Origin of the sequence: Candidatus Tisiphia endosymbiont of Nedyus quadrimaculatus, assembly GCF_964059235.1 — a bacterium.
Classification (GTDB): Bacteria; Pseudomonadota; Alphaproteobacteria; order Rickettsiales; family Rickettsiaceae; genus Tisiphia.
In genome coordinates, this window is record NZ_OZ060452.1 from 1233187 (window position 1) to 1258778 (window position 25592).

General features: G+C 32.3%; 24 protein-coding genes and 3 pseudogenes. 21 read left to right on the forward strand and 6 right to left on the reverse strand.

Annotated features, from left to right (window positions below; all coding sequences use genetic code 11):
* Positions 1 to 2 precede the first annotated feature (2 nt).
* The 3 genes from ctaD to coxB all read right to left on the reverse strand — a co-directional run bounded on the left by ctaD (position 3) and on the right by coxB (position 3293).
* The gene (gene ctaD, locus AB3211_RS05900; protein WP_367363950.1) at positions 3 to 1607 is read right to left on the reverse strand and encodes a cytochrome c oxidase subunit I; all 1605 of its coding nucleotides are present in this window, start codon (positions 1605 to 1607) and stop codon (positions 3 to 5) included.
* Positions 1608 to 1615: 8 nt separating this feature from the next.
* A complete protein-coding gene (locus AB3211_RS05905) occupies positions 1616 to 2233 on the reverse strand; it encodes a CatB-related O-acetyltransferase (protein WP_367363951.1) in 618 nt (205 codons plus the stop codon).
* Positions 2234 to 2492: 259 nt separating this feature from the next.
* Positions 2493 to 3293: a cytochrome c oxidase subunit II gene (gene coxB / locus AB3211_RS05910; protein ID WP_341758459.1), complete on the reverse strand. Its 801-nt coding sequence runs from the start codon at positions 3291 to 3293 to the stop codon at positions 2493 to 2495.
* A gap of 176 nt (positions 3294 to 3469) precedes the next feature.
* Between coxB and AB3211_RS05915 the strand changes: the two genes are divergently transcribed.
* The 7 genes from AB3211_RS05915 to AB3211_RS05945 all read left to right on the forward strand — a co-directional run bounded on the left by AB3211_RS05915 (position 3470) and on the right by AB3211_RS05945 (position 8655).
* Positions 3470 to 4222, forward strand: a complete 753-nt coding sequence (locus AB3211_RS05915) for a YebC/PmpR family DNA-binding transcriptional regulator (protein WP_367363952.1) — start codon at positions 3470 to 3472, stop codon at positions 4220 to 4222.
* Position 4223: 1 nt separating this feature from the next.
* Entirely contained in the window at positions 4224 to 4961 is a 738-nt protein-coding gene (locus AB3211_RS05920; RefSeq protein ID WP_367363953.1) for a sugar phosphate nucleotidyltransferase, read from the forward strand.
* Positions 4962 to 5027: 66 nt separating this feature from the next.
* Entirely contained in the window at positions 5028 to 5678 is a 651-nt protein-coding gene (locus AB3211_RS05925; RefSeq protein ID WP_367363954.1) for a dienelactone hydrolase family protein, read from the forward strand.
* Positions 5679 to 5758: 80 nt separating this feature from the next.
* Entirely contained in the window at positions 5759 to 7147 is a 1389-nt protein-coding gene (gene ubiB / locus AB3211_RS05930; protein WP_367363955.1) for a 2-polyprenylphenol 6-hydroxylase, read from the forward strand.
* Complete coding sequence (xth, locus tag AB3211_RS05935) at positions 7144 to 7950, forward strand: exodeoxyribonuclease III (RefSeq protein ID WP_367363956.1); 807 nt, start codon at positions 7144 to 7146, stop codon at positions 7948 to 7950. The genes ubiB and xth overlap by 4 nt, the downstream gene beginning before the upstream one ends.
* A gap of 23 nt (positions 7951 to 7973) precedes the next feature.
* Positions 7974 to 8267, forward strand: coding sequence for a nucleotidyltransferase domain-containing protein (locus AB3211_RS05940; protein WP_341747307.1), 294 nt, complete (start codon positions 7974 to 7976; stop codon positions 8265 to 8267).
* A complete protein-coding gene (locus tag AB3211_RS05945; protein ID WP_367363957.1) occupies positions 8254 to 8655 on the forward strand; it encodes an HI0074 family nucleotidyltransferase substrate-binding subunit in 402 nt (133 codons plus the stop codon). The genes AB3211_RS05940 and AB3211_RS05945 overlap by 14 nt, the downstream gene beginning before the upstream one ends.
* A 448-nt stretch (positions 8656 to 9103) precedes the next feature.
* On the opposite strand, the gene AB3211_RS05950 is transcribed toward AB3211_RS05945, so the two are convergent.
* The gene (locus AB3211_RS05950) at positions 9104 to 9214 is read right to left on the reverse strand and encodes an ATP-binding protein (protein ID WP_367363958.1); all 111 of its coding nucleotides are present in this window, start codon (positions 9212 to 9214) and stop codon (positions 9104 to 9106) included.
* Between the two features lie 349 nt (positions 9215 to 9563).
* On the opposite strand from AB3211_RS05950, the pseudogene AB3211_RS05955 reads away from it, so the two are divergent.
* The 7 genes and pseudogenes from AB3211_RS05955 to AB3211_RS05985 form a co-directional block, all read left to right on the forward strand.
* Positions 9564 to 9779, forward strand: a pseudogene (locus tag AB3211_RS05955) (transposase family protein); the annotation flags it as partial.
* A 65-nt stretch (positions 9780 to 9844) separates the two neighbouring features.
* Complete coding sequence (locus AB3211_RS05960; RefSeq protein WP_367363959.1) at positions 9845 to 9973, forward strand: hypothetical protein; 129 nt, start codon at positions 9845 to 9847, stop codon at positions 9971 to 9973.
* 253 nt (positions 9974 to 10226) lie between these two features.
* Complete coding sequence (locus tag AB3211_RS05965) at positions 10227 to 13061, forward strand: hypothetical protein (protein ID WP_367363960.1); 2835 nt, start codon at positions 10227 to 10229, stop codon at positions 13059 to 13061.
* Between the two features lie 238 nt (positions 13062 to 13299).
* Positions 13300 to 13671, forward strand: coding sequence for an IS630 transposase-related protein (locus AB3211_RS05970; protein ID WP_367363850.1), 372 nt, complete (start codon positions 13300 to 13302; stop codon positions 13669 to 13671).
* Positions 13635 to 14153 (forward strand): IS630 family transposase, encoded by a 519-nt coding sequence (locus AB3211_RS05975; RefSeq protein WP_367363961.1) that lies wholly within the window; start codon positions 13635 to 13637, stop codon positions 14151 to 14153. The genes AB3211_RS05970 and AB3211_RS05975 overlap by 37 nt, the downstream gene beginning before the upstream one ends.
* A gap of 31 nt (positions 14154 to 14184) precedes the next feature.
* Positions 14185 to 15165, forward strand: a complete 981-nt coding sequence (locus AB3211_RS05980; RefSeq protein WP_367363962.1) for a recombinase family protein — start codon at positions 14185 to 14187, stop codon at positions 15163 to 15165.
* Positions 15166 to 15366: 201 nt separating this feature from the next.
* Positions 15367 to 16551, forward strand: a complete 1185-nt coding sequence (locus tag AB3211_RS05985; protein WP_367364791.1) for an IS256 family transposase — start codon at positions 15367 to 15369, stop codon at positions 16549 to 16551.
* A 103-nt stretch (positions 16552 to 16654) separates the two neighbouring features.
* On the opposite strand, the gene AB3211_RS05990 is transcribed toward AB3211_RS05985, so the two are convergent.
* A complete protein-coding gene (locus AB3211_RS05990; RefSeq protein WP_367363963.1) occupies positions 16655 to 18505 on the reverse strand; it encodes an AAA family ATPase in 1851 nt (616 codons plus the stop codon).
* Between the two features lie 535 nt (positions 18506 to 19040).
* Positions 19041 to 19235 (reverse strand): annotated as a pseudogene (locus tag AB3211_RS05995) (ATP-binding protein); the annotation flags it as partial.
* Between the two features lie 182 nt (positions 19236 to 19417).
* On the opposite strand from AB3211_RS05995, the gene AB3211_RS06000 reads away from it, so the two are divergent.
* The 7 genes and pseudogenes from AB3211_RS06000 (at position 19418) to AB3211_RS06030 (ending at position 25560) form a co-directional block, all read left to right on the forward strand.
* Positions 19418 to 19708 carry a LuxR C-terminal-related transcriptional regulator gene (locus AB3211_RS06000; RefSeq protein ID WP_367363728.1) on the forward strand — a complete coding sequence of 97 codons (291 nt, stop codon included), beginning with the start codon at positions 19418 to 19420 and terminating at the stop codon, positions 19706 to 19708.
* Complete coding sequence (istA, locus tag AB3211_RS06005; RefSeq protein WP_367363964.1) at positions 19680 to 20882, forward strand: IS21 family transposase; 1203 nt, start codon at positions 19680 to 19682, stop codon at positions 20880 to 20882. The genes AB3211_RS06000 and istA overlap by 29 nt, the downstream gene beginning before the upstream one ends.
* Positions 20883 to 21038, forward strand: coding sequence for a hypothetical protein (locus AB3211_RS06010; protein WP_367363755.1), 156 nt, complete (start codon positions 20883 to 20885; stop codon positions 21036 to 21038).
* A 167-nt stretch (positions 21039 to 21205) separates the two neighbouring features.
* Positions 21206 to 21613: an ATP-binding protein gene (locus AB3211_RS06015; protein WP_367363754.1), complete on the forward strand. Its 408-nt coding sequence runs from the start codon at positions 21206 to 21208 to the stop codon at positions 21611 to 21613.
* A 73-nt stretch (positions 21614 to 21686) separates the two neighbouring features.
* A pseudogene (locus AB3211_RS06020) lies at positions 21687 to 21884 on the forward strand (ATP-binding protein); the annotation flags it as partial.
* A 391-nt stretch (positions 21885 to 22275) separates the two neighbouring features.
* Entirely contained in the window at positions 22276 to 24126 is a 1851-nt protein-coding gene (locus AB3211_RS06025) for an AAA family ATPase (RefSeq protein WP_367363965.1), read from the forward strand.
* 96 nt (positions 24127 to 24222) lie between these two features.
* Positions 24223 to 25560: an IS4 family transposase gene (locus tag AB3211_RS06030; protein WP_367363966.1), complete on the forward strand. Its 1338-nt coding sequence runs from the start codon at positions 24223 to 24225 to the stop codon at positions 25558 to 25560.
* Positions 25561 to 25592 lie beyond the last annotated feature (32 nt).

Consider the following 25592-nt stretch of genomic DNA (forward strand, 5'->3'; position numbering starts at 1 on the left):
AATTAGTTTCCTTTATGTGATGTTTCAAAAGTATGAAATGGTGGTGGAGAGGAGATTGTCCATTCGAGAGTATCCGCCCCATCCCCCCAAGGATTATTTGGACATTTTCTCCCGTATTTCAGAGTATAAATAACAATGAATACAAAATAAAGAGCCGCAACAAATGAAATACTAGCTCCGATAGATGAAACCATATTCCAGCCGGCAAACGCATCCGGATAATCCGGTATTCTTCTTGGCATACCAGCTAATCCTAGAAAATGCTGAGGGAAAAATGTCAAATTAACACCAATAAAGGTAACCCAAAAATGAATTTTGCCCATCATCTCAGGATATTGCCGCCCTGACATTTTACCAAACCAATAATAGAACCCAGCAAATGCAGTAAATAACGCTCCAAGTGACATAGTGTAATGGAAATGTGCTACAACATAATATGTATCGTGTAAAATTCTGTCGATTGCTGAATTTGATAATATTATACCGGTAACTCCGCCAATAGTAAATAGCAAGATAAACCCTATGGAAAATAACATAGGGGTTTCAAAAGTAATTGATCCTCCCCACATTGTGGCAATCCAGCTAAAGATTTTGATACCAGTAGGTACAGCGATAATCATAGTGCCCGCAGTAAAATATATTAATGCATTGTACGAAAGACCAACAGTAAACATATGGTGAGCCCAGACTATAAAACCAACAAACCCGATAATTACCATAGCTACCACCATACCAAAATAACCGAATATTGGCTTACGGGAAAAAGTAGAAATAACCTGACTGACTATACCAAATCCCGGCAATACTACAATATATACTTCTGGATGACCAAAAAACCAAAATAAATGCTGAAATAACACTGGATCTCCGCCACCATCAGGCTTGAAAAAAGTAGTACCAAAATTTCGATCAGTTAGTAACATGGTTATTGCACCTCCTAACACAGGAATTGCCAGTATCAACAAGAAGGCAGTAACCAAAATTGACCAAACAAATAAGGGCATTTCAAATAACCCCATACCATCAGTTCTCATATTAAAGATAGTGACAATCATATTAATTGAACCAAGAATGGAGGAAAGTCCTGTAAGATGTAAGCTTAAAATAGCCATATCCACAGCAGCCCCAGGATGCCCTACTAGACTACTTAGAGGAGGATAAAATGTCCAACCAGTACCAGCTCCTCCATCAACCAAACCTGACAGCATTAATAATATAAAAGCAGGGACAAGTAGCCAAAAACTTATATTATTTAGCCTTGGAAAAGCCATATCCGGGGCACCTATTAAAATTGGTATGAAGTAATTACCAAATCCGCCAAATAAAGCTGGCATAATCATGAAAAACACCATAATTATAGCATGAGCGGTAATTAATACATTGTATAGCTGATAATTACCACCTAGTAGATGTCCGCCGGGTACTGCTAGTTCTAACCTAAAAATAACAGAAAATAATCCACCAACAAGCCCAGCAAATATGGCGAATATAATATACATTACGCCAATATCTTTGTGATTAGTGGAAAAAATCCATCTTTGTAAACCCGTAGGAGTTTCGTGATGATCAGATATTAATTCAGTAGAGGCTTGATCTTTAAGTGTCATAATGGTTACTATTTACATTCTTTAAGTTGATTAATATCTGCCCCTACTATAACTTCGATATTTCTAGTAATTTTATCATAATCCCAGTCCCACCATTTTATTTGTACTAATTCGCCTATTATTGTTTCTGAGAATCTTTTTCTAATAATTCTACTAGGATTACCTACAGCGATAGAATAGGGTGGTACATCCTTGGTGACCACTGCATATGCTCCGATAATTGCTCCGTCTCCTATTGTTACTCCTGGCATAATGACTGCATTCGTACCAAACCACACATCATTACCAACTACGGTATTTCTGCTTTTACCAAGAGTTGGCGTATAATTGTCCCAATTCTCGAAAATAAAAAATGGATAAGTAGAAAAGCCATCCATTGGGTGATTCACATCATCCATGATGAAAGTGGTTCTCATGGCGATAGAACAAAACTTACCGATAATTAATTTACACTCATGGCATCCTCTGATATTATTACGCTCAAAATATTCTGGGTGTTGGTTATCATGATAGTAAGTATAATCACCTACCATTATGTTAGGATTGTGAATAAAATGTTTTAAAAATACGGTTTCTTTAACCTGTTTTGCATAAAGATGTGGATAATTATTATTTGAGTTTACCATATGAGTCCTGCTTATTTAGTTAATAATTATTCCCGCTTCAGTGCGGAATCTATAGCTAACCCGTTAATATTCTAGATAGTCTCCTCGTCTATTAGCGAGGAAGACCGTAGGTCGACGAAGCAATCCAGGAAAATGACTAGAAATGGATTGCTTCGTCGCTACTAAAGTAGCTCCTCGCAATGACGAGTTATAAGTACTTTCGCCTATTAGCGAGACCACGTGAGTGTAGTGGCAATCCACTTAGATTGCTTAGTCGACCTCATGGTTTCCTCGCAATAACTTTAGTCTTCATATTCATAGAAAATTTTGATTTTGCCATAATCAACCAGTTTTGAAATTCTTCCTTACTTACCACTTCAATGGCAATCGGCATAAAACCGTGATTAACACCGCAAAGTTCTGAACATTGACCATAATACACGCCTTTTTTGCTAATTTTAGTCCAAGTTTCATTGATTCTTCCAGGAACAGCATCCATCTTTATGCCCAGTGCTGGTACTGCAAAACTATGTATGACGTCTCCCGCCGTAATTAGAAATTTCACAGTAGTATTTTCTGGTATGATAATACGGTTATCGACATCTAATAAGCGTTTTTGACCAAGTTTTAATTTTTCATCGGTAATTAAATAACTATCAAATTCGATATTATCGTGATCAGGATATATATAATGCCAATACCACTGATAGCCCACGACTTTAACAGTCATATCTATTTCAGGAATTTTTTCTGCAAAACGTAAAATACGAAATGATGGTATGGCAATAATAACTAAAATTATTATAGGGATTATCGTCCAAATAACTTCAATTAAGATATTATGAGAAAATTTTGCTGGAATAGGGTTGGCTTTGGCATTAAATCTAATGCAAACATAGACTAGTAGAATGGTAATAAAGACAACTATTCCTCCTGATATTAACAGTAGGAAATTGTGAAACCCGTGAAGCTCTTCCATAAGAGGGCTTGCTGGAGTTTGCAACAACATTTGCCACGCCTGAGGTTCTGAGGCTAAGCAATCGTGAGCAAATAACAGATATAAAATTATAAATTTTTTCATATTTGGTATTAGTGGGTTCGTTCTATGTGCTATACTAGCTAATATAAAAGGATATGCAGTTTTATTAAAGTAAAAAATGACTCTAATGTTGGAAAAGCTTGAAGAATTTATTCTTGACTTTAAATTGCCTTCTGATACGATCCGGCTTTGATAGCTTTAGGTTTTATGGGAGCATTATGGCCGGTCATTCGAAATTTAAAAACATTCAACACCGAAAAGGTGCACAAGATAAGAAAAGGGCGAAAGTTTTTACTAAGCTAATTAGAGAAATTATCACTGCTGTTAAAATGGGAACTGATGTAAGCAATAATCCACGCCTGCGGAGTAGCATAGCTGCAGCACGCAGTCAGAATTTGCCAAAGGATCGAATAGATAAGGCAATAAGTGCAGCAAGTGATTCGAATAATAACGAAAATTATACAGAGATTAGATATGAAGGCTTTGCTCCGGGCGGTATTGCAATAATAGTAGAGGCTTTAACTGATAATAAAAATCGCACAGCTGCTGAAATTAGGTCGGCTTTTACTAAATTTGGTGGTAATTTAGGTGAGACTGGAAGTAGCAGTTATATGTTTGATCATCTTGGAGTAATACAATATCCAGTAGAATTAATATCGGCAGAATCTATATTGGAAAGTAGCCTAGAGGTTGGGGCAAAAGATGTGATTTCTGAAGAAGATGCGTATTTAATCTATACAGATATTGAGAATTTTGTACAAACTCTTGAATTTTTGACTAATAAATATGGAACTCCTGAGGAATCCTACATCGGTTGGATTCCTCAGAATATCATGATTATAGAAGATAAAGATAAGGCAGAGAAGCTATTAAAATTAGTGGATCTTTTAGAAGAAAGCGATGACGTACAAAAAGTTTTTGGTAATTATGAATTATCTGATGCAATTTATGAAACTATGAAGGACGTTTAATATGGACTGCCAAATTATTGTTCTAGCTGCTGGTAATGGTAGAAGAATGGAATCTTCGTTACCAAAAGTAATGCACGAAGTTGGTGGTAGACCTATGCTTGATAGGGTGCTAACAAATGCCAAGAAAGTGACTAACGATGTTATCTTAGTTCACTCATTACAATTAGAAGAATATATTCCTTCTTATAAAGAGGGGTGTAAATTTGCATTGCAGCTAGAACGATTGGGTACTGCTCATGCGGTATATACTGCTTTAGACTTAGTTGATGACAATAAAATTGTAGCAGTGCTTTACGGAGATAATCCTTTAATCACCGCAAATATTATTAATGATTTACTAGACCACCTAGTTTCTACAAATTCAGCCATTACAACGTTATGCTTTAGACGTGATAACCCCGGGCAATATGGACGAATAGTTACTGATAAACTAGGAAATTTTTTAAAAATTGTAGAATTTAAAGAAGCAACGAATGAAGAACAAGCTATAACAATTTGTAATTCTGGTATTATGGCTTTTGAAGCTGGTATATTAAAAAAATATCTACATACTATTTTTTTAGGTGAGGTTGATAGATCAAAAGAGTTATATTTGACCGCCCTTGTAAAAATAGCTAAGGATAGCGGAGAAAAAGTATCATATTTGCTATCTTCAGACCACGACATAGTGCTTGGAGTAAATACTAAACAGGAGCTAGAAGAAGCTAATAAAACTATTGCTAAGTTAACCATGACCTGAATTTGATGTAAGATATTTTAATAGCAATGTTATATCGAACTCGGATTAATCCTAAGAGTGTTAAAAATGACTAAAATTGAAAGTGAAATATTATCTTACCCAGAAGTAAAAAGTTTGAATGGTCAATGTAAAAAGCTTGTTGTATTGTTACATGGGCTTGGTTCAGATGGGCATGACTTAATAAGCTTAGTTCCCTTTATATCTAAGGAATTGCTAGATTGTCATTTTATTTCGCCGCATGGAGTTGAAAAATTTGATAATGCACCGTATGGTAGACAATGGTTTAGTATAAATGATCGTACCCCTCATGTAATAGGGGAATTAGTTGCTAAAAATAGTGGTTTAGTTACAAAGATAATTCAAAAAAAACAAGCAGAACTAAATTTAACTAATAAAGATACTATCATAATTGGTTTTTCACAAGGCACTATGATGGGATTATATTTAAATTTGGTACAAAAAGAGCCTTTTGCTTGTATGGTAGGCTTTTCTGGTAAATTAATTGCCCCACTAGAATGTATCAATAAAACTACGCCAGTTTGCGTAATACATGGCGAATTAGACGATGTGGTTGATGTAAGTAGCATGGACGAGATAATAGAATATTTACAGAAATATAATATTGCTCATAGTAACTACAAGATACCAAATCTTATGCATTCTATTGATGATAGGGGTCTACAATTTGCCGTCAAGTTTATAAATACTAAAGCATAGTAAATTGTAAGCAGTGTCAGCCCCCCTATTGTAAAGAACTATAATCGTCAAAATCAATAGTGTAGTATATTTGAGTATATATGATTAGCTTATTATTGAATTTTTTATATATATTAAGAGTGATAAGCAAGCAGCAAATACTGACTTATCCTGGTACAATAAGATTACCATCTAGGTTAAAAATTCTTGGCTGGATGATAACCATAGTAGTTTATCCAATTGGTCTATTTAAAACACCAAAAGATGATTTTGGTATAAGGTTAACCGATTGTTTTAAAAAATTAGGTCCTGTTTATATAAAATTTGGTCAAACTCTTTCCACAAGACCGGATCTTATAGGAGTTAAGATTGCCAATTATTTGCAGACTCTGCAAGATAAGTTGCCACCTTTTAGTAGTAGTATAGCACGAAAGATTATTGATGAGTCTTTTGGCCAAAGTACCGATGAGTTATTCTCCGTCTTTGAGGATATACCAATTGCAGCAGCTTCGATTTCTCAAGTACACAGAGCTAAGTTGAAGACCGGTGAATTCGTTGCAGTAAAAATATTACGCCCAAGAATTCATTATACATATAATAAGGATATTAAACTTTTATATATTCTTGCTAAACTAGCAGCAAGAATATTTATAAAATTTAAAAGATTGCGACCAGTAGCGGTAATAGATGTATTTAATACTACTATGAAATTTGAGCTTGACCTACGTTTAGAAGCAGCGGCAGCTTCAGAACTCTCTGATAATCTGCAAAATGATGTTGCTATATATATTCCTAAAGTTTATTGGCAACTGACTCATGAATATATAATAACCACAGAATGGGTAGAGGGAATATCAATTTATGCTCGAGATAAGCTTATAGAGCAGGGCTTAGATCTAACTAAAGTAGCCCAAAGATTTGCTACAATATTTTTTAACCAAGTATATAGAGATGGTTTCTTTCATGCAGATTTACACCCCGGCAATATTTTAGTTAGGTCGAATGGTAGCATAGTGTTGCTAGATTTTGGTATAATGGGTAGGTTATCTGATAAAGATAGAATGGCAATTGCTGAAAGCCTATTTGGTTTTTTAAGTAGAAACTATAAGTTAGTAGCACTTGTCCATCTTAGGGCTGGTTATATTCCTCAGAATACCGATCTTGATCTTTTTGCTCAGGCGTGCAGAGCAGTGAGTGAACCGATTATGGGATATGCTGTCAAAAATATTTCTATAGGTAGGTTACTTGCACAATTGTTTAAAATCACCGAAGATTTTGGCATGGAGGTACAACCACAATTGCTATTATTACAAAAAACTATAGTAGTAGTTGAAGGGGTAGGGCAGCAGCTTGATCCAGAAATTAACGTATGGCAGCTTATAGAACCATGGATCAAGAAATGGGCGGCTAAGAATCTTAGCCCAGAGGCGAAGATTCTTAGAATTTTAAAGCATGTTGTAGTGGAAATATTGGAGAGATTTAATAAATGAAAATAGTAACTTGGAATATTAATTCGGTACGCTTGCGACTTAGTTTGCTCAAAAAGCTAATTGATGAACATCAGCCTGATATTATATCATTGCAGGAGATTAAAACAATTAATGAATTATTTCCTCACCAAGCTATTAATGATATGGGTTACCAGCATATATATTGTTCAGGGGAGAAATCTTATAATGGAGTAGCAATTTTATCAAAATTTCCTTTTACCAATAAATTCATTCTTGAATTGTATAATAGCAATAAAAGGCATGTAGCAGTAGAAGTTTTAGGTATTGAGATACATAATTTTTATGTACCGGCTGGTGGTGATATAGCTGATGTGAATGTTAATGAAAAATTTAAACATAAATTGGCATACGTCAAATTAATGCAAGAATGGTTAACTAATAATCGGAGTAAAGATAGTAAGATTATCATAACGGGAGACCTAAATATTGCCCCTCATGAGCATGATGTATGGTCTAGCCGTCAATTGAGTAATGTTGTCAGCCATACAGACATAGAGCGTTCAACTCTGTTGGAATTACAGGCTTCCTTAGGTTTTATCGATAGTAGCCGCCATTTCGTACCGTATAATGAAAAATGTTATACTTGGTGGAGTTATAGAAATGTAGACTGGCAAAAATCTAATCGGGGACGTAGATTAGATCATATTTGGACTAGTTCTAACTTACAAGATAAGATGCTATCTGTCAGCTCCTTATCAGAAGCTAGGAATTGGCTTATGCCCTCTGATCATGTACCTTATTTTTTAACATTGAGTAGTTGTGTGGGGGTAAAAGGTAAATAAACAAAAAGTATGGAATTAATATAATGAAAGTTCAGGACTATAAATTTTATAATGATTTAATATCACAGATTGTGGTTGAGGAAGTTTGGTTATTTGGTTCTAGGGCAAGGAACGATAATCAGGATAGAGCAGATATTGATTTAGCTATAGTATGTCATAATGCTACTACTAAGGATTGGTTGAAATTACAAGAAATTGTTGATAATGCTGATACACTCTTAAAAATAGATTGTATAAGGCTTGACGAATTAGAGGACTCATCAGACTTAAAATTATCTATAATACGAGAAGGGGTGAAATTATATGAAAGATCCTAAAATAGAGTTAGGTTTCTCAAAGCTAAGTAGAGCTTTAATATCTTTAGAAGATATTGTATTTAAGCCCATGCTAGAAGATCGAAGTAATATAGATGCTACCATTCAAAGGTTTGAGTTTACAATAGAACTATTTTGGAAATTATTAAGGGTGATTCTTGAAAGCAAAGGAGTAGCAGTGCAATATCCTAAAGATGTTTTAAGAGAAGCATTTAAGGGACATCTGATTGATCATGAACAAGAGTGGTTAAAAATGCTGCTAGATAGAAATATTACCTCTCACACTTATGATGAGCAGCTAGCGGATAAAATTTATAATAATATTAAATCTTACATTCCTACATTAAGAAGTACATTTGATAAGTTGAACTTTCTTAATCAGCAATTATAAATTAACCTGAATTCGATGTAACAAGTTACATCGAATTCAGGTTAATTACCTATTAATACATGATTATGATTTTTTTGTGGTAAAGGTTTTTGTTGCACTAATAATTCTATAATTAATTTATCTAAGTTTTTTCTGCGTTTTACTCCAATTTGGGATAAGAATTGACAAATTCTTATCCCGAATTCGCGTATATAGTACGTGAGCATGCGAATCCATGATATTTTCAAAAAACAATTCTTCAAAGCAGAGGAGTATACAATTGGTGGCTGCAGTGCTAAGTTAGTGGAACAATTGTAAATTGTAACGAACTATTGACCCACCAAACCATAGTAAAAAATTAAATGAATTATAGTTTTTTGATCAGATTTTAACCATTATTAAAATTCAGATTCAGATAATATTTCACTATACTCAGTTGATAATTTTTTTATTACAATATTGCTCTTTACTAATTTACATCTTTCCCTCCTCTAAAACTTTTATTACCAGTTTCTATGATTTGACAATGATGTGTCAATCTATCGATAATTACTTTTGTTGCCTTAGCATTACCAAACATATCATTCCATTCTTCAAATGTAAATTGTAATCAGCTATTGACCCCTTTAAGGGAAAAATTGTAATGAAAATTGACCCCCTAAATAAGTAACAATATCTCCAAAAAATTAATATTTTTAATATTTTTTTAAGGAGTTTTTAAAAGGGTGTTTATAGTGGAAACAATTGGAAGAATACGTAGAATGTATTACGTTGATTGTAAATTGTAATGTGTTTTTGCCCCCCTATTGTAACAAATTTTGACCCCATTGATAAGTTGTATAAAAGCTATATCTTCAGGGGTTTTACTGTTATGATAAGAGGGTCACTTATAATTACAATAGAGGGTCAAAAACACATTACAATTTACAATTCACAATAATTCTGAATTACCAAAGAAAAAAAGCAAGAAAAATCCTTTAACTAAAAATGATAAAAAGAATAATCGTAGGTTAGCAGGAGAAAGAGTTATAAATGAAAACGTTATTGGTATGCTAAAACGGTTCAAAATTATTGCTGACAAATATCGAAATAGACGTAAAAGATTCGGTCCTCAGTACAGGACAAAGAGATTAAGGAGAGAATAAAATAGTAGATAACGCGTAGCCAAAGCTCTATTACTTAGGTTATTGAAGACTTAAGAGGCAAGAGAATGAGTACAGCGTTATCACAATTAATAGGAGACTACTTTTTTAATAGTTTTGCAAGCATAAAATTAATAGAACAAATAATACTTAGATTTAATTTGATCTCTGGCATTTATAATTTTGAACTACATTAACCAGTTTCGAAAGAGGTTTATTGTAATTTTTGCCATAATTCAATTTCTCCATTTATTAATTTAATTGGTTAATCTTAAACTAAAAGGGTTTTGTCAGAACCGAAGATATACCCTGAACAATACGGCATATAGTAATATTAATAATATACTTTAAGTATTATATAATAAATAATATAATAAATTGTAATTTTTGTTATTTTATTTTTTATTAAGTGGTTCTGGACCAATGTTTAATTTATATTAGTTTATTTATATGGCAAAGGCAAAAAAACATAAACCCTCTACAAAAGAGTATACAAGTATTAGCTCATCAACTAGTAGTTCAGCAAGTAATTCCAGTGTTAAACAACAATCTGATGATAAATTACAAGCATTTTGCAATATCCTTTTAGGTAATAGTAAAATAGGAAATTTTATAGTCAATTGTATTATACTTTCCCTTGATGCAACTAATATAACTAATGAAAACAAAATAAAATATATAAAGATTATCGAGCAATTTTTGTCAAAATTTGTTCAAGAAACAGATGAGGTTGTAATAGAACAATTAAGATGGCAGAAACAATTATATAATCTTGTATTAATTCGTGATCATTTAAATATAGGGAAAGGTAAGGAAAGTGTTATCGAATATTTATTGAATAGTGAAGTTTTTGATAAGAATTTATTTAATCCTAATAAATTAGATGACGATAATAACTTAGCATTATTAGATTTGCTCCAATCTTTAGAGGATGTATTAAGAACTAAACCAGAAATCAATAACAACAAAAAGTTAATTAAATGGTTAAAAGATACAAAAGGGGCTAAGCACTCTTCAGAAATACTACAAGACAAATTTAATAAAGGGGATTACGATGAAAATATACAGAAATTCAAGCAAGAGTTACAAAATTATTTACCACAGGAGGAACACAAGGGAAGGGGGATAAAAGTAGTAACACCTGCATTGGAGAACAAGAGACCACAAGAATTTTTAGAATGTCTCGATGTTATTTTACATAATAAAAGAAATGAGATTCCGCAACGAGTGAAATTATTTTTGTGTGTATATAATAAACGTAAATATAGTAAATGTGATGAAATTTATTGGGAAGTGATAGATACGCTTCTAAGTAAATATTACAAAGAGATAGATCGTGATAAATATATAGAAATAATACGTTCTGTTATAAAAGATATACCATTAAAGACATCAAAGATGATTCACTATGAAGAGTTAATAAACCTATATCTTAAAAAAATAAGTCTAAAGTCATTCTTCACAAAGGAAGAGCGAGAATTATTCGATAATTATACTAATACACTGGTTGAATTAAGCACTAAGGCCAAAATTAGCAACGATTTGAAATACCAAGCTTATAAGAAGCGCTTTGTTTACTGTAAGAATGAAGAAAATTTAAAAAGAACGGTTTTACAAGAAACAATTGAAGTATCATTGGAATTAATAAAATATGCTGATAATACTGAAATAAAGACAGATTTATATCGTTTATTAATAGCTTTATATAATATAGAAAGTAGTGAATTTAAAACGTCAACCCTTAATCAGTTAGCTAATGATTTTAAGTTATCTAGTGAAGTTAAAGAGAAATTTATAAAGTTATTTTCATATCATAGTTTTGATAAAGCATTTGTTAAGACAATACAGGAAGATGTAGAAATAATTAAACAAGCTCTTTTAATAACAACAAACAAGCAGGCAATCAATACGACTATTATAAAATACTTACAGGCATTCATCATGCAAATAGGAGAGTATAGTGTTAGCACTATAAAGGAGGTAATTGATGATCTTGATACTAATGATTTTGAGTGTGTTTTGAGGGTTTTAACTAGTTTACAACATTGGTCTAAAGATGATATAGAACAAGTAAATTATACAAAAGTTTTAGGTACACTTTCAGAAAGCGATCTAAAAAAAGATCCTATAGTTAATATAAAAGTAGCGGAATTCTATTTAGCTATAGAAAACTTAGAGCAAGCTAAATGTTGTTTAGATCGGGCAGAAAAGCTGTTACAACGTCATAAATCCTCTGCAATAATTGAAAAACACATTAACGAAGATAAATTAAGTTTAATGCTCAATGCATTTGCAGATAATAACAAAGAATTTCTAAATAAAAATTGGGGGTATATTAAAGAAATATACAGCATGTGTAGTGCTAAAAGAAAAGAGTTTTTAGAGGCGTTTCACAGTATAATTGATATATGTCAATATCATATATTAACCAAAGATCCTGAAACAAGCTCAAACTCACAAGATCAAATTAACAAAATTGTTGATAAAATCATTGAAGATGATGAACTTACTTTTTCCTTAGAAATTATAAATCAAACTACTAGTGAAAAGAAACAGCCTGAGACTAAGACTCATGAGGATGATAATATTGGTGCATCTAGTTGTGGTGCAGAAGAATATAGTTTTGAAAGAAAATCTGATACTAAGATAAGTGATACTGCTATTCAAGAAGTCTCTTACAAAGACAGTTTTGTTACAAGATTTTTAAATCACGGGACAATTATCCATCAATATTGTCAAAATATTAAAAAAGCTACTCGATTTTCTCATGATAAAAGCTCCGATCATCATCAGAAAAATTATCACACTTGGAACATTTCTAACGAAGTATCATATACAACAAAGAAAAAAGATGATGTTATACGTATTAGTAAACACAAGAATATTTATGCTATTATTGACCCTAAACTGTTAGGATCATTAGATACATCTGAACAACAAAAATTTACTGATGCTTTAAAGAAAGGTATAGTAACAGATCCCAAGCTTAATGGGGTTAAAATATGTAAAAAAAAATGTTTTCTAAAACTTAAAATAAAGGGAGATGATCGGTTATACCCAACCATTTACGAAAATGATGATGGTGGTATTTTAGCAATATTTAATAAGAAAGCTAATCATAAGGAAATGAAAAAGGTGTTGAGAAAGGATATCAAGGTTAAAAAAGTTCCTGGGGGTGTAGACCATAGTATACAGGTAGAAGATGATCCTTTAAAGTACGACGTTTTTCTAGGAGATTATCTCAAATATGATGAAGTAAGCTGCATGGGAGATATAATGAACTGAAAGAATCAGACAAAAAAGAGAGTAGTACTTTTGGATTTTCTTTGAATCTACTAACCTCTTCTTCTTTTATTGTAATTTTTGCCATAATTCAATTTCTCCATTTATTAATTTAATTGGTTAATCTTAAACTAAAAGGGTTCTGTCAGAACTGAAGATATACCCTGAACAATACGACATATAGTAATATAGTGAAACACATTGAATTAGGTGAGTTTATATGATATAAATAAGAGAAAAAATGTCAACAAGCCCATATAGTCAAGATTTAAGAGAAAAAGTAATAAATTATATAGAAAAAGGTAATAGTCAAATATCTGCTGCTAAGATATTTGATATACACAAGAATACAATTAGTCGTTGGAAGGTAAGGAAGAAAAAAGAAGGAACAATATTAGCAAAAGCGAGATTAGGATTTAAAAGTAAAGTTGACAAGCAACAATTAGAAGATTTTGTTAAAAATAATTCAAATATTACGCTAAAATATCTTGGTAAAAGATTTGGGATTACAGGCACTCAAGTTGGAAGAATATTAAAGAAGTTAGGCTATAGTTATAAAAAAAACCCTTCAGCTATTTGGAAGCAAGTGCAGAGAAACGATCTGAATATTTAGAAAAGGTCAGTAAATATGACAAAGAGCAAATGGTGTATCTTGATGAGAGTGGTATAGATAGGACCATTTGCCAAGATAGAGGTTGGGGTAAGATAGGAGAATTGTTGGTTGGACAAAAAAGTGGTAAACAGTATCAAAGAACTAATATCATAGCTGGTTTAGTAAATAATAAGCCGATAGCCCCTTTTGTGTTTAATGGAACTTGTAATACAGAACTATTTAATAATTGGGTTGAGAAGTTTTTAATTAAAGAATTAAAAGCAGGACAGGTTGTAGTACTAGATAATGCTAGTTTCCATAAATCAAAGAAGACGAAAGAATTAATAGAATCAGTAGGTTGTAAGGTTATTTTTTTACCCCCATATTCACCAGACTTAAATCCAATAGAAAAATTTTGGGCTAATATGAAAAAATGGATTAAAAATAAGATAACAGAAACTAGTAAATTATTCGAAGCTATTTCTATGTTCTTTGTCATCTAATTCAATGTATTTTAGTATAGTGGTAGACCCAGTGAGTGGTCCAATAATAAAAAAAATCTTTGAAACTTATGCTACAGGAGTTTATACTTTATCTGAAATGGTAGCCAAGGCAAAAGAGTGGGGTTTAAGGAGTAAAAAGGGTTTTCATTTTACTAAATCACCTTTGCACCGACTTTTACAAAATCCATTTTATTACGGAGAAATGAGGATTAAAGAAGAATTGTGGCCTCATAAGTATGAACCACTTACCACAAGAGAGATTTTTATGGCATGCGAAACAGTAAGAAATGGCTGGAATAAAACACCTTTTCAGTATAGAGGTAAAGAATTTTTATTTAGGGGTATTCTCAAATGTGCTGTTACTGATAAACTAATTACTGCTGATACTAAAACCAAAAGATACAAAAATGGTAAAGTATCAGAATGGACTTATTTACGTACTTGGGATCCACAAAATCCTGAAAAGATGATTTGGGTCAGAGAAGATCAAATAGTGCTGCAGCTTGAAGAAGTACTGAAAAGCTTAAAAATTAAAGATACTGAAATATTAAAACAGACGATGGAATATCTTATGAATGTTAATCACGGAAAGGCACATGAATTTAATCGTGAAGTTGGTGCATTAAAGCAAGAACATACCCAAATTCAAAATAAACTTGACTCGATTGTAGACTTAGTTACAGAAGGGGTTTTAACTAGGGAAGAATTTTTGCGTAAAAAAACACAATTAAGAGATAGGCAATATGAATTAAGTGAACTGATTAAAAGTTATGACAAGGTAGATGACAAATTATCAAAAAAGCTTGTAGACCTGATAAGTATTACTACAAACGCCTATGAAACTTTTAGGGATTCGACGATAGCTGAAAAACGGGAATTACTAAATTTTATGTTTGCGAACCTAAATCTTAATGGTTCAAACCTAGAGTACACCTTGGCTTTCCCCTTCACAGAACTAGCAAAATTAACCAATTGTCCCATTTGGCGGGGTAGTGGGGGAATGTTCGTCTAACTGTGTCAAATAGAAAAAGATAATCTTTTAAATATATAAAATAAAGATTATTGATGTTGTAAATAGCGAAGAATGTGGATAAGTTACTATCAACTTATCCACATGTTCTTCGCGTAAAATAATAGGAAATTTGACATGAGTAAACCAATGAAACCAATTCAACTAGATAAAGTATCACAAATACTTAATCAAGATAAATGTATGGAGATCATACAAGGACTATACCAAGGCAAGCCATTACTTGGTCCAAGTGGACTGCTAACGTCTTTAGTGAAAGATTTTACGGAGCTTGCCCTAGAAGGTGAAATGGATTATCACTTACTAGAAAATAGTTTGGAACAAGGTAGTAACCGTAGAAACGGCATTAATACTAAGACTATGAAGACGGCTACAGGTTCCTTCGAACTTGAAACACCAAGAGACCGTAATGGTAGTTTTGAACCACAATTGATTAAAAAAAGACAAACTATTTTAAATGAGGAGCTGGATAATAAAATATTAGCTCTTTATGATCTTGGGACATCTTACGAAGGGATTGCTGGACACCTACAAGAGATATATGGTGTAGAGGTATCAGCTGCTACAATTTCATCTGTTACCGACAAGCTGATGCCGCAATTAAATGAATGGCGAAGTAGACCACTTGAAGCGATGTATGCGATAGTTTTTCTTGATGCTATGTTTTTTAAGGTTAGACAAGATAACAAAGTAACAACTAAAGTTGTTTATAATATTATGGGGATTGACCAAAATGGTCATAAGGATATTCTAGGATTTTATGCTTGTGAATCAGAAGGATCACATTTTTGGTTAGGTGTTCTTAACGATTTAAAAACACGTGGTATGAGAGATATATTAATAACCTGTATTGACGGGCTGAAAGGTTTTCCGGAAGCCATTAATACAGTATTTCCAAAAACTGAAATACAGCTTTGTATAGTACATCAAATTCGTAATTCTTTAAAGCATGTAGCTAGCAAAGATCAGAAATCATTTATGGTAGATTTAAAGATGATTTACCAAGCGGAAAGTAGAGATGTGGCAGAATATAACCTGCTACGACTTGAGGAAAAATGGGGTAAAAAATATCCGATGGTTATTAAATCTTGGCAACAAAATTGGGATAATCTAGCAACGTATTTTAAGTATTCAGGCGAGGTTAGAAAGCTGATTTATACCACCAATCCGATTGAGGGTTTTCACCGTCAAGTCAGAAAATATACTAAAACAAAAGGAGCTTTTACTAGTGAAAATGCTTTGTTTAAACTGGTATTTTGTGCTATAAAACAGATTACAGCTAAATGGAATATGCCAATACCAAATTGGGCAGTGACCGTTTCGCAGCTAGATATTTTCTTCCCTGATAGGTTGAATTTTAAAGTATGATATTCTATACTGACACAGTTCAGCGAATGTTCTCCGTAGTGGACAATTTCAGAACCACAACAGACATAAAATTACTGGTTATTCAAGCCATTACACTCTATTATTAGGGTTCATTAACTTGGTATTGTAATTCCACATTCTTACCGCAAAAAGCTATAGAAAGTTTAATGATTTTTTTGACATGAGAATATTCTTTTATCTTAGTGTCATATTGCTTATCTATAATCTGTTTTAATCCCATTTGGGCTACCAAGGCTAAATCTTCTGTATTTTTGGCGATCTTGTACTCAATAATAATTGCATTATCTTCTTTACCAGTTTTTGGGATCATCATAATATCAGCTCGTCCACTGCCTGACTCTTGTTCACTGGTTATGATGTAGGCAGAAGATAACATGTTAACAAGTCCTAGCATAAAACCACTATAAAATAACTCAGCTTTTTTATTTCCTGTTTGGTGAAAACTAGTAGCGTTTAATAACAATTCCTGAAGCCGTTTCTTAAATTCTTCTAACCGACAAGCAGGTAATAGAGTAGCAAAAGGATAATATAGTGAACTATCAATCTGTAACTTATTACTAACCCATTGTAATAATCTCGCATTATAGATATGTTTTACCTCTCTATTAGGGGCGGATAGTTCATAAACATTCTCTTCTAACTCGATGACCATTGGATTCAAGTAACCACTAAATAGTAATAGACTAAATAGTCCTGAGCGTGAATTAATATCATTGAAACTTATTTGTTTAGTAATCTGCGATATAATACTCTTACCACTAGCAAGTAGTTGTAAATCTTGTTGCATTTCATCTGACAATAATGCCTTATCAATTATTCCCGTACCCCCACTATCTAGCCAATAGTGATCAAGCTTACCTTTATGTGCTAAACATTGCATTATTGACCACGGATTGTAAATTACCTCTCCACCAAATGTATAACCATTATACCAATCCTTAATTTGTTCAGTATTAGTGTCGAGCGGTACTTTTGTAAGCAAATCATCTACCTCTGCTTGAGTGAAACCATAGAACTTAGAAAAATCATCATCAAGTAATGTATATTCAGTAACATTATTCAAATCTGAGAACAAATTAGCCTTAGCTATCCGTAATATCCCAGTAATTATGCCTTTTTCCACATAAGGGTTACTCTTTAAACTACTACCAAATATTCCGCGAAATATCTTTAGTACATCCTCAAACTCTTTTGGTTTATCCCCAAATTCAATGTATGAACTATTAATAGGCGTATCATATTCGTCAATCAATATATAGGCTTTTTGATTAAAGTGCTTAAACAGTAGTTTACTTAAGAAAGATAAACTAATTTTCAACTGTGCTAATTCTAGCTTATCTGTACCTGTTAAATAATATTGAAAATTCTTTTTTTCTTCTACACTAAGTTTATCACTACTTTCTAGATATTTATGATGGTCATAAGCATTTGTAATATTTATCCTTATCCCACTCTCAATTTCTTGGTAACTACTACCTTTAACATCCTTAAAATTTATGTATATTACTGGAAATTGGCCTTGGTAGTCAGAGATAATGTCTGAATACTGTGTTATCTGAAGTGGTTTAAGTAGTCTTTTTTTACCACTAGCTAGTCCTAAATCAATTTCACCACCGATAAATAATTTGTGATTTACTCTATCCTCTTTAGGTAAAGCTGTACCTTTTTGATTTACTTCTATTTCAAAAAACTTACGGAGCATATCCATATTAAGGCTTTTACCCCAACGTCTTGGTCGGGTGATTAGAACTACCTCTCCACTGTCTTCTAGTAATTCTTTGATCATTAAGCTTTTATCAACAAATACATCGCTATTTAACAATAATGTTTTAAAATCATCAGTACCTACTCTCAGTCTAGGCGACTTATTACTCTCCTTAACAGTGTTAGCCCCCTTGAGATGTGTGTTAGTGTTTGAAAGTTCAACTATCATATTATTCAATTATATTTATATTCTGATACCAAAGTTTTTAGTTAAATTTTAATAAATTATTTTACCGATTAAGTTTTAATAAAATGTGGTAATATGCTGTTTCGATAAAAATATGATATAGTATAGATAAGTTTGATTCAATATAGAATTATATCTCGTGACAACATCGCCTAATTATCATAATTGTGTTCATTTAAAAAAATATTGGATAACTAATTAAGGTCTTTTTCTAAACTAGGATTTTAACAGATATTAATTAAAAACCCCAACGGACTTGATAAAACGTATACGTGCAGCAAACTGCTTTGCAATCTTTTAGCAGTATAAATCACATTTTAAGTCGCCAAGTAAATTGTTGGTAAATTCTTCATTTACTAGGTCATAATTGTAAAAATCATGCTCATCTGTAAATTGTAATCAGCTATTGCCCCCCCTAACCACATAAAAAAATTAGTTAATTTTGGTTAAAATTCAGATAGAATTTTCTAAAATCATTGTAATTTTTAATTAATACCGTAGTCTATTATTTTAATCTTTAATCTACATCTTTCCCTCCTCTAAAACTTTTATTACCAGTTTCTATGATTTGACAATGATGTGTCAATCTATCGATAATTACTTTTGTTGCCTTAGCATTACCAAACATATCATTCCATTCTTCAAATCTCAAATGGGTAGTAATGATCACTGAAGTTTGCTCATACAATTTAGCAAATAACTCAAATAACAGGAATCTAGCTTCGGCTTTTTGTAAATTGTAATCAGCTATTGACCCCTTTAAGGGAAAAATTGTAATGAAAATTGCCCCCCTAAATAAGTAACAATATCTCCAAAAAATTAATATTTTTAATATTTTTTTAAGGAGTTTTTAAAAGGTTGTTTATAGTGGAAACAATTGGAAGAATACGTAGAATGTATTACGTTGATGGCAAAGCAATTAAAGCAATTGCTAGAGAACTGAATATATCAAAGAATACAGTAAAAAAAGTCATTTGCAGCAATCAAACTAAATTTGAGTTAGCAAAATATAGCAAAGGTAAGCCTGTTCTTGGCAATCATCTTGAAGTACTAAATCAGCTATTAGCAGAGAATAGCAAGGAGTCGGTTCGACGTAGAATGACGGCAGCTATACCAACAGCTTCAGATATCGGGTTATACAGGAAGTTACGAATCTGTGAATCTAATTGTACGAAACTTCCGTAGAGAATACGAGGCAAGGGGCGGGCAAGTTTTTATTCCATTAAATTTTGAAGCTGGTCAGGCGTTTCAGTTTGATTGGGGAGAGGAAGAAATATGTTTAAATGGGGAGGTTACTAGAGTTAAAGCAGCGAGAATAAAGCTATGCTATAGTCGTTATTCTTTGGTAGTGGTTTATCCTAATGAGCAGCTGGAAATGGTTATGGATGCCCATGATCAAGCTTTCAAGTTTTTTGCTGGTTGTTGTAAGAATGGTATTTATGACAATATGAAGACGGCTGTCAAAAAAATATTGATTGGCAAGGATCGTATCTTTAACGAGAAGTTTATCCAAATGGTCTCTCACCATTTATTTGAGCCACTTGCCTGTACTCCAGCATCAGGATGGGAGAAAGGACAGGTTGAGAAACAAGTAGGAGACACTAGACGTAACTTTTTTACTCCAATATTGAAAGGAGATAGTTATGAAGCTATTAACATTCAGCTAAGAGAGATGTCTATAGAGTGGGCTAAAACTAAAAGACATCCTGAATTTACAGAAAGAACGATTCTAGAAATATATGAGGAAGAGAAGGCATATTTAATAGGATATAGAGGGCAGTTTACCGGTTATAGATTACATCCAACGACCGTATCACCTTTGAGTTTAATACAATACGACAGCAATATGTATAGTGTTCCGTGTGAATATGTGGGACTTAGCGTACAGATTAAATCCTATGCTTGGCAAATAGTGATTTTACATGAAAGCAAGATTATTGCAGAGCATGTTCGTAGTTTTAAACGCTATCAGAAGAATTATAATCCATGGCACTATATAGCAGCTCTAGAACGTAAACCCGGTGCTTTACGTAATGGTGGACCGTTCAAAGAGTTAATGAGTTTGTTACCTGAGATATTTGGCAAACTACGAAATAAGTTAGAGACTTACAAGGATGGTGATAAACAATTTATAGATATCCTGCTACTTGTTAATAAGTATGGATTAGAAAAGGTAACAAATGCTTGTAACCTAACAATTGCTGCTGGCGGCTGTAGCTCTAAATTAGTTGAGCAATATTTGTTGCAACCAGCAATGAAACTAGATATCCAAGAGACTGAGTTTATTCAGCTAAAAAATCCTCCTGATGCTGATTGTAGTATTTATAGCAAGTTGCATTTAACAACGGAGGTAAATTAAATGAAAGACTTAATATTGTTATTAGATAAATTAGGTTTAGTCGGTATGAAGATGCAGTTAGCTGAGTCAAGTAATTTAACAAATGATGTCCCTACTACTAGTGTGTATGATGTGTTAAAGAAACTTCTTGAAGCAGAGTGTGAATATACTCGATGAAAATCAAGAATTGCGTTGTCGTCTTCAGGGATCTTCGGTGCTCACGTACTAAATGTACGCTCCGCTCCTCGACCCTTCGACTCCTAGCACTTCATAATTTTGATCTTCGTCTATCAACTCTTCATTTACGAGTAGTATATAAGAAGTCACGCTCGCTAGGTTATAGGTTGCAACTAGCTAAGTTCCCAACCATAAAGTTACTATCAGATACATGCCAAGCTAAATTGGTTGAAAATATTGATATACAAAAAGTGATTGATAATCATCAGAATATCATGTTCATAGGTGGTTCTGGGTCTGCAAAAACTCATCTAGCAATTGGTTTGGCGTTCACCGCCATTGAAAAAAGTTACAGGGTAAGATTTTATACTTTAAATGAATTAGCTAGCCAATTGCTTAATGCTAGAATCCATAATTATGAAAGCAAATTCATCGATTCAGTTAAGAGATTCCATCTGATTGTAGTAGATGAATTAGGCTATGTATACTCGATGAAAATCAACAATTGCGTTGTCCAAGACCTGCGGTGCTCACGTACTAGTGTACGCTGTACTCCTCGGCTTGGACACTCCTAGCACTTGTTGATTTTGATCTTCGTCTACCAACTCTTCATTTATGAGCAGTATACCAATAAAAGCCGAAGCTAGATTCCTGTTATTTGAGTTATTTGCTAAATTGTATGAGCAAACTTCAGTGATCATTACTACCCATTTGAGATTTGAAGAATGGAATGATATGTTTGGTAATGCTAAGGCAACAAAAGTAATTATCGATAGATTGACACATCATTGTCAAATCATAGAAACTGGTAATAAAAGTTTTAGAGGAGGGAAAGATGTAGATTAAAGATTAAAATAATAGACTACGGTATTAATTAAAAATTACAATGATTTTAGAAAATTCTATCTGAATTTTAACCAAAATTAACTAATTTTTTTATGTGGTTAGGGGGGGCAATAGTTTATTACAATAGGGGGGCAATAGCTGATTACAATTTACAAATATTAAAAATATTAATTTTTTGGAGATATTGTTACTTATTTAGGGGGTCAATTTTCATTACAATTTTTCCCTTAAAGGGGTCAATAGCTGATTACAATTTACAACGAGATGTAATTCTGTATTGAATCAAACTTATCTATACTATATCATATTTTTATCGAAACAGCTTACTACCACATTTTATTAAAATTTAACTAAGAATTTCACTACTAGAACATAAATATAATCGAATAATATGATAGTTGAACTTTCAGACACTAATACATATATCAAAGGAGCTAACACTGTTAAGGAGAGTAATAAGCCGCCTAAAATGCTAGTAGGTACGGATGAATTCTATGACTTAGTAGTTAATAGTGATGTATTTGTTGATAAAAGTCTAATGATCAAAGAATTATTAGAAGATAGCGGTAAGGTTATCCTAATCACTCGGCCAAGACGTTGGGGTAAAAGCCTTAATATGGATATGATTAGGAGGTTCTTAGAAATCGAAGTAGATGAGAGAGGTAAGCCTTTAGCTCAAGAAAAGAGAGTAAATCATAAACTCTTTACTGGAGGCATAGTAGATTTGGGCTTTGATGAAACCAAAGAGCTACAGCCTTTAAAAATATCCATTCATAAAAATATAATAAAGCGTCAAGGCCAATTTCCAGTAATATATATAAATTTTAAAGAAGTGAAGGGGAGTAACTATAAGGAGATTGTTAGTAGCATTATAGATCAAATAATAGAATTATACGAAAGATTTAATTATTTAGAACAATATACTCAAGAAGGTAGTAAATTTCTCAGTATCCCGCAAAAAGTAAAGTTAAAAAATTATCTAAGTGGTGATATTAATATAAGCTATTTAAAAAATAGCCTGAAGTTTTTAAGTCAAATATTGTATAAACATTTTAAACAAAAAGTATACATATTAATAGATGAATATGATACACCAATTAATAATGCATATTTAGAATTTGGTCATAAAACAAAAGAATTTGAGCAGATTCTTAAGTTGTTTAGAGGAATATTTGGTAGTAGCTTAAAAACGAATCCCTACTTAGAGAAAGGAGTAATTACTGGCATATTACGGGTTGCTAAAGCTAACTTGTTCTCAGACTTGAATAATGTTACTGAATATACTTTACTTGATGATGATTTCTCTAAGTTCTATGGCTTCACTCAAGCAGAGGTAGATGATTTGCTTACAAAAGTACCGCTCGACACTAATACTGAACAAATTAAGGATTGGTATAATGGTTATACATTTGGTGGAGAGGTCATTTACAATCCGTGGTCACTAATGCAATGTTTAGCACACAAAGGTAAGCTTGATTATTATTGGCTAGATAGTGGAGGCACAGGTCTTGTTGATAAAGCATTATTGTCAGACGAAATGCAAGAAGATTTACAGAGCTTAGTTGCTGGAAAAAGTATTATCTCACCTATTACCAAACAAATAAGTTTTGCTGATATCAATAAACCAGTAGGATTGCTCAGTTTATTACTGTTCAGCGGTTATTTAAATCCTACTGCCAAAATATCAGAAAAAAATATCTATGAGCTATCTATCCCTAATTATGAACTAAAATATATCTATGAAACAAGAGTGCTGCAATGGGTTACTGATCAATTAAAAATTGATAGCTCTAGATATTATTCGTTTATTAGTTTATTGCCAACAGGTAAAGTAGAGGAATTTAAAGAGCGTTTACAAGAATTGTTGCTAAATTCTACTAGTTTTCATCAAACAGGAGAGAAAAAGGCAGAATTATTTTATAGCGGCTTTATGCTTGGTTTAATTAATATGTTAGCACCTAGTTATATAATAGCAAGTGAACAGGAGTCAGGAAGTGGCAGAGCTGATGTGATCATGATCCCAAAAGCTGGTAAAGGAGATAAAGCAATTATTATTGAGTATAAGATAGCTAAAAATACAGAAGATTTAGCCTCAGTAGCTAAAATAGGATTGAACCAGATTATAGATAAACAATATGATGTAAAAATAAGGCAGTATCAATATGTTAAGCAAATACTCAAAATTTCTATAGCTTTTTGCGGTAAGAACATGGAGTTACAATACCAAGTTAATGAACCCTAATAATAGACCTAACAATTAGCCTTAAGTTTTAATTGCAAGGATAAAAAAGAAATAAGATAATATTAAATTTTATTTTTTAAGATTTGAGGCAAGCAATTGAGTAGTGTAGGACTAGGAGAAGGAAGTAATAAGTTATTTTTTGAATCAGAATTTGAAAGTTTAGTTTTAAAAGATCAACGTCTTAAATCAAGAGCTTTAAAGATTTTTACAGCCCTAATGGCAAAATTTACAAGCTGTATTAAAAATCTTTTTGATAATCCACAAGATCAAAGACAAGCTTATGATTTTTTTGTTAATAACAAAGTTAACAATGATCATTTAATAGAGCCGCATTTTAGGCAAACTACTGATAGAATTAACAACAATAATGATAATTTATTGCTAGTGATACAAGACAGTACGTATCTTAACTTTACTAAGCACAAAGCCAAGATTGACATTGGTAGGATAGGGAAAAATAGTAATACAGAGCAATATGGTATTATCCAACATTCCAGTTTGTGTACTACTTTAAATAATGAACCTTTAGGGTTAATAGATTTGCAATTTTATGACAATGAAGATTTTATAAATAAAGCTAGTCGAGATAAGCGTTGTGCAGAAGATAAAAAAACAAATTACTGGGTTAAAGCCAATAAGAATTTAAGAGATAGAGTTAAAGACACAAGTCGTAAGTTAGTGAGAGTCTCTGATAGAGAATCGGATTTTTTTGACTACATACACGACTTAGTTAACCATGATGAATTATTTGTGATCCGAGCTTTCCATAATCGGTATACTGGTGAAAAAGCTAGTAGAAGAGAGGCTAAAATAATAGAATTAATAGACAAAGAGAAAATAGAGGTACAGTCAAAATTTGAGATATATGGCCCTGAAACTAGGAGTTTAGAAGAAGTATTATTAAATATTAAGAAGTTAGAGAAGGTCAGTATTCCAGTTCTAGAAAAAATGTTAAATAAAGAAAATTATCATGCGATAAAATTAAATGTAGTTAAATGCTATGATAATGATAGATGTTGGATATTATTGACCAATTTACCAGTTGACAATATAGAGAAATTAGGAACAGTGATAAATTGCTATCGTATGAGATGGCACATAGAAGATTATCATAAAATATTAAAAACAGGGGTTCAAATAGAGAAGGTTTATTTGCATTCAAGTTCTGAGGCAATTAAGAATTTACTAACAATGATAGCAATATGTGCATGCCGTTTATATTGGATAATTTTTATGGGTCGCAATGATGACAATAACAGAGCAAGTAAATGTTTTAGAGAACATGAGTGGCAAGCTATATATATGTATCACAAATTAGAAATACCAAAAATTGAACCTAGTATAAAAGAGGTAGTTTTATTAATTGCTAGACTTAGTGGATACAAACATACAAAACACTCTGCTCCTCCAAGTATACTGCTCGTAAATGAATAGTTGGTAGACGAAGGTCAACTTCAAGAAGAGCT

Bases quoted from the DNA above. Each gene is read 5' to 3' on its own strand.
- ctaD (WP_367363950.1), bottom strand. From the start codon at position 1,607: ATGACACTTAAAGATCAAGCCTCTACTGAATTAATATCTGATCATCAC.
- AB3211_RS05905 (WP_367363951.1), bottom strand. From the start codon at position 2,233: ATGGTAAACTCAAATAATAATTATCCACATCTTTATGCAAAACAGGTT.
- coxB (WP_341758459.1), bottom strand. From the start codon at position 3,293: ATGAAAAAATTTATAATTTTATATCTGTTATTTGCTCACGATTGCTTA.
- AB3211_RS05915 (WP_367363952.1), top strand. From the start codon at position 3,470: ATGGCCGGTCATTCGAAATTTAAAAACATTCAACACCGAAAAGGTGCA.
- AB3211_RS05920 (WP_367363953.1), top strand. From the start codon at position 4,224: ATGGACTGCCAAATTATTGTTCTAGCTGCTGGTAATGGTAGAAGAATG.
- AB3211_RS05925 (WP_367363954.1), top strand. From the start codon at position 5,028: ATGACTAAAATTGAAAGTGAAATATTATCTTACCCAGAAGTAAAAAGT.
- ubiB (WP_367363955.1), top strand. From the start codon at position 5,759: ATGATTAGCTTATTATTGAATTTTTTATATATATTAAGAGTGATAAGC.
- xth (WP_367363956.1), top strand. From the start codon at position 7,144: ATGAAAATAGTAACTTGGAATATTAATTCGGTACGCTTGCGACTTAGT.
- AB3211_RS05940 (WP_341747307.1), top strand. From the start codon at position 7,974: ATGAAAGTTCAGGACTATAAATTTTATAATGATTTAATATCACAGATT.
- AB3211_RS05945 (WP_367363957.1), top strand. From the start codon at position 8,254: ATGAAAGATCCTAAAATAGAGTTAGGTTTCTCAAAGCTAAGTAGAGCT.
- AB3211_RS05950 (WP_367363958.1), bottom strand. From the start codon at position 9,214: ATGTTTGGTAATGCTAAGGCAACAAAAGTAATTATCGATAGATTGACA.
- AB3211_RS05960 (WP_367363959.1), top strand. From the start codon at position 9,845: ATGAGTACAGCGTTATCACAATTAATAGGAGACTACTTTTTTAATAGT.
- AB3211_RS05965 (WP_367363960.1), top strand. From the start codon at position 10,227: ATGGCAAAGGCAAAAAAACATAAACCCTCTACAAAAGAGTATACAAGT.
- AB3211_RS05970 (WP_367363850.1), top strand. From the start codon at position 13,300: ATGTCAACAAGCCCATATAGTCAAGATTTAAGAGAAAAAGTAATAAAT.
- AB3211_RS05985 (WP_367364791.1), top strand. From the start codon at position 15,367: ATGGAGATCATACAAGGACTATACCAAGGCAAGCCATTACTTGGTCCA.
- AB3211_RS05990 (WP_367363963.1), bottom strand. From the start codon at position 18,505: ATGATAGTTGAACTTTCAAACACTAACACACATCTCAAGGGGGCTAAC.
- AB3211_RS06000 (WP_367363728.1), top strand. From the start codon at position 19,418: ATGTATTACGTTGATGGCAAAGCAATTAAAGCAATTGCTAGAGAACTG.
- AB3211_RS06010 (WP_367363755.1), top strand. From the start codon at position 20,883: ATGAAAGACTTAATATTGTTATTAGATAAATTAGGTTTAGTCGGTATG.
- AB3211_RS06025 (WP_367363965.1), top strand. From the start codon at position 22,276: ATGATAGTTGAACTTTCAGACACTAATACATATATCAAAGGAGCTAAC.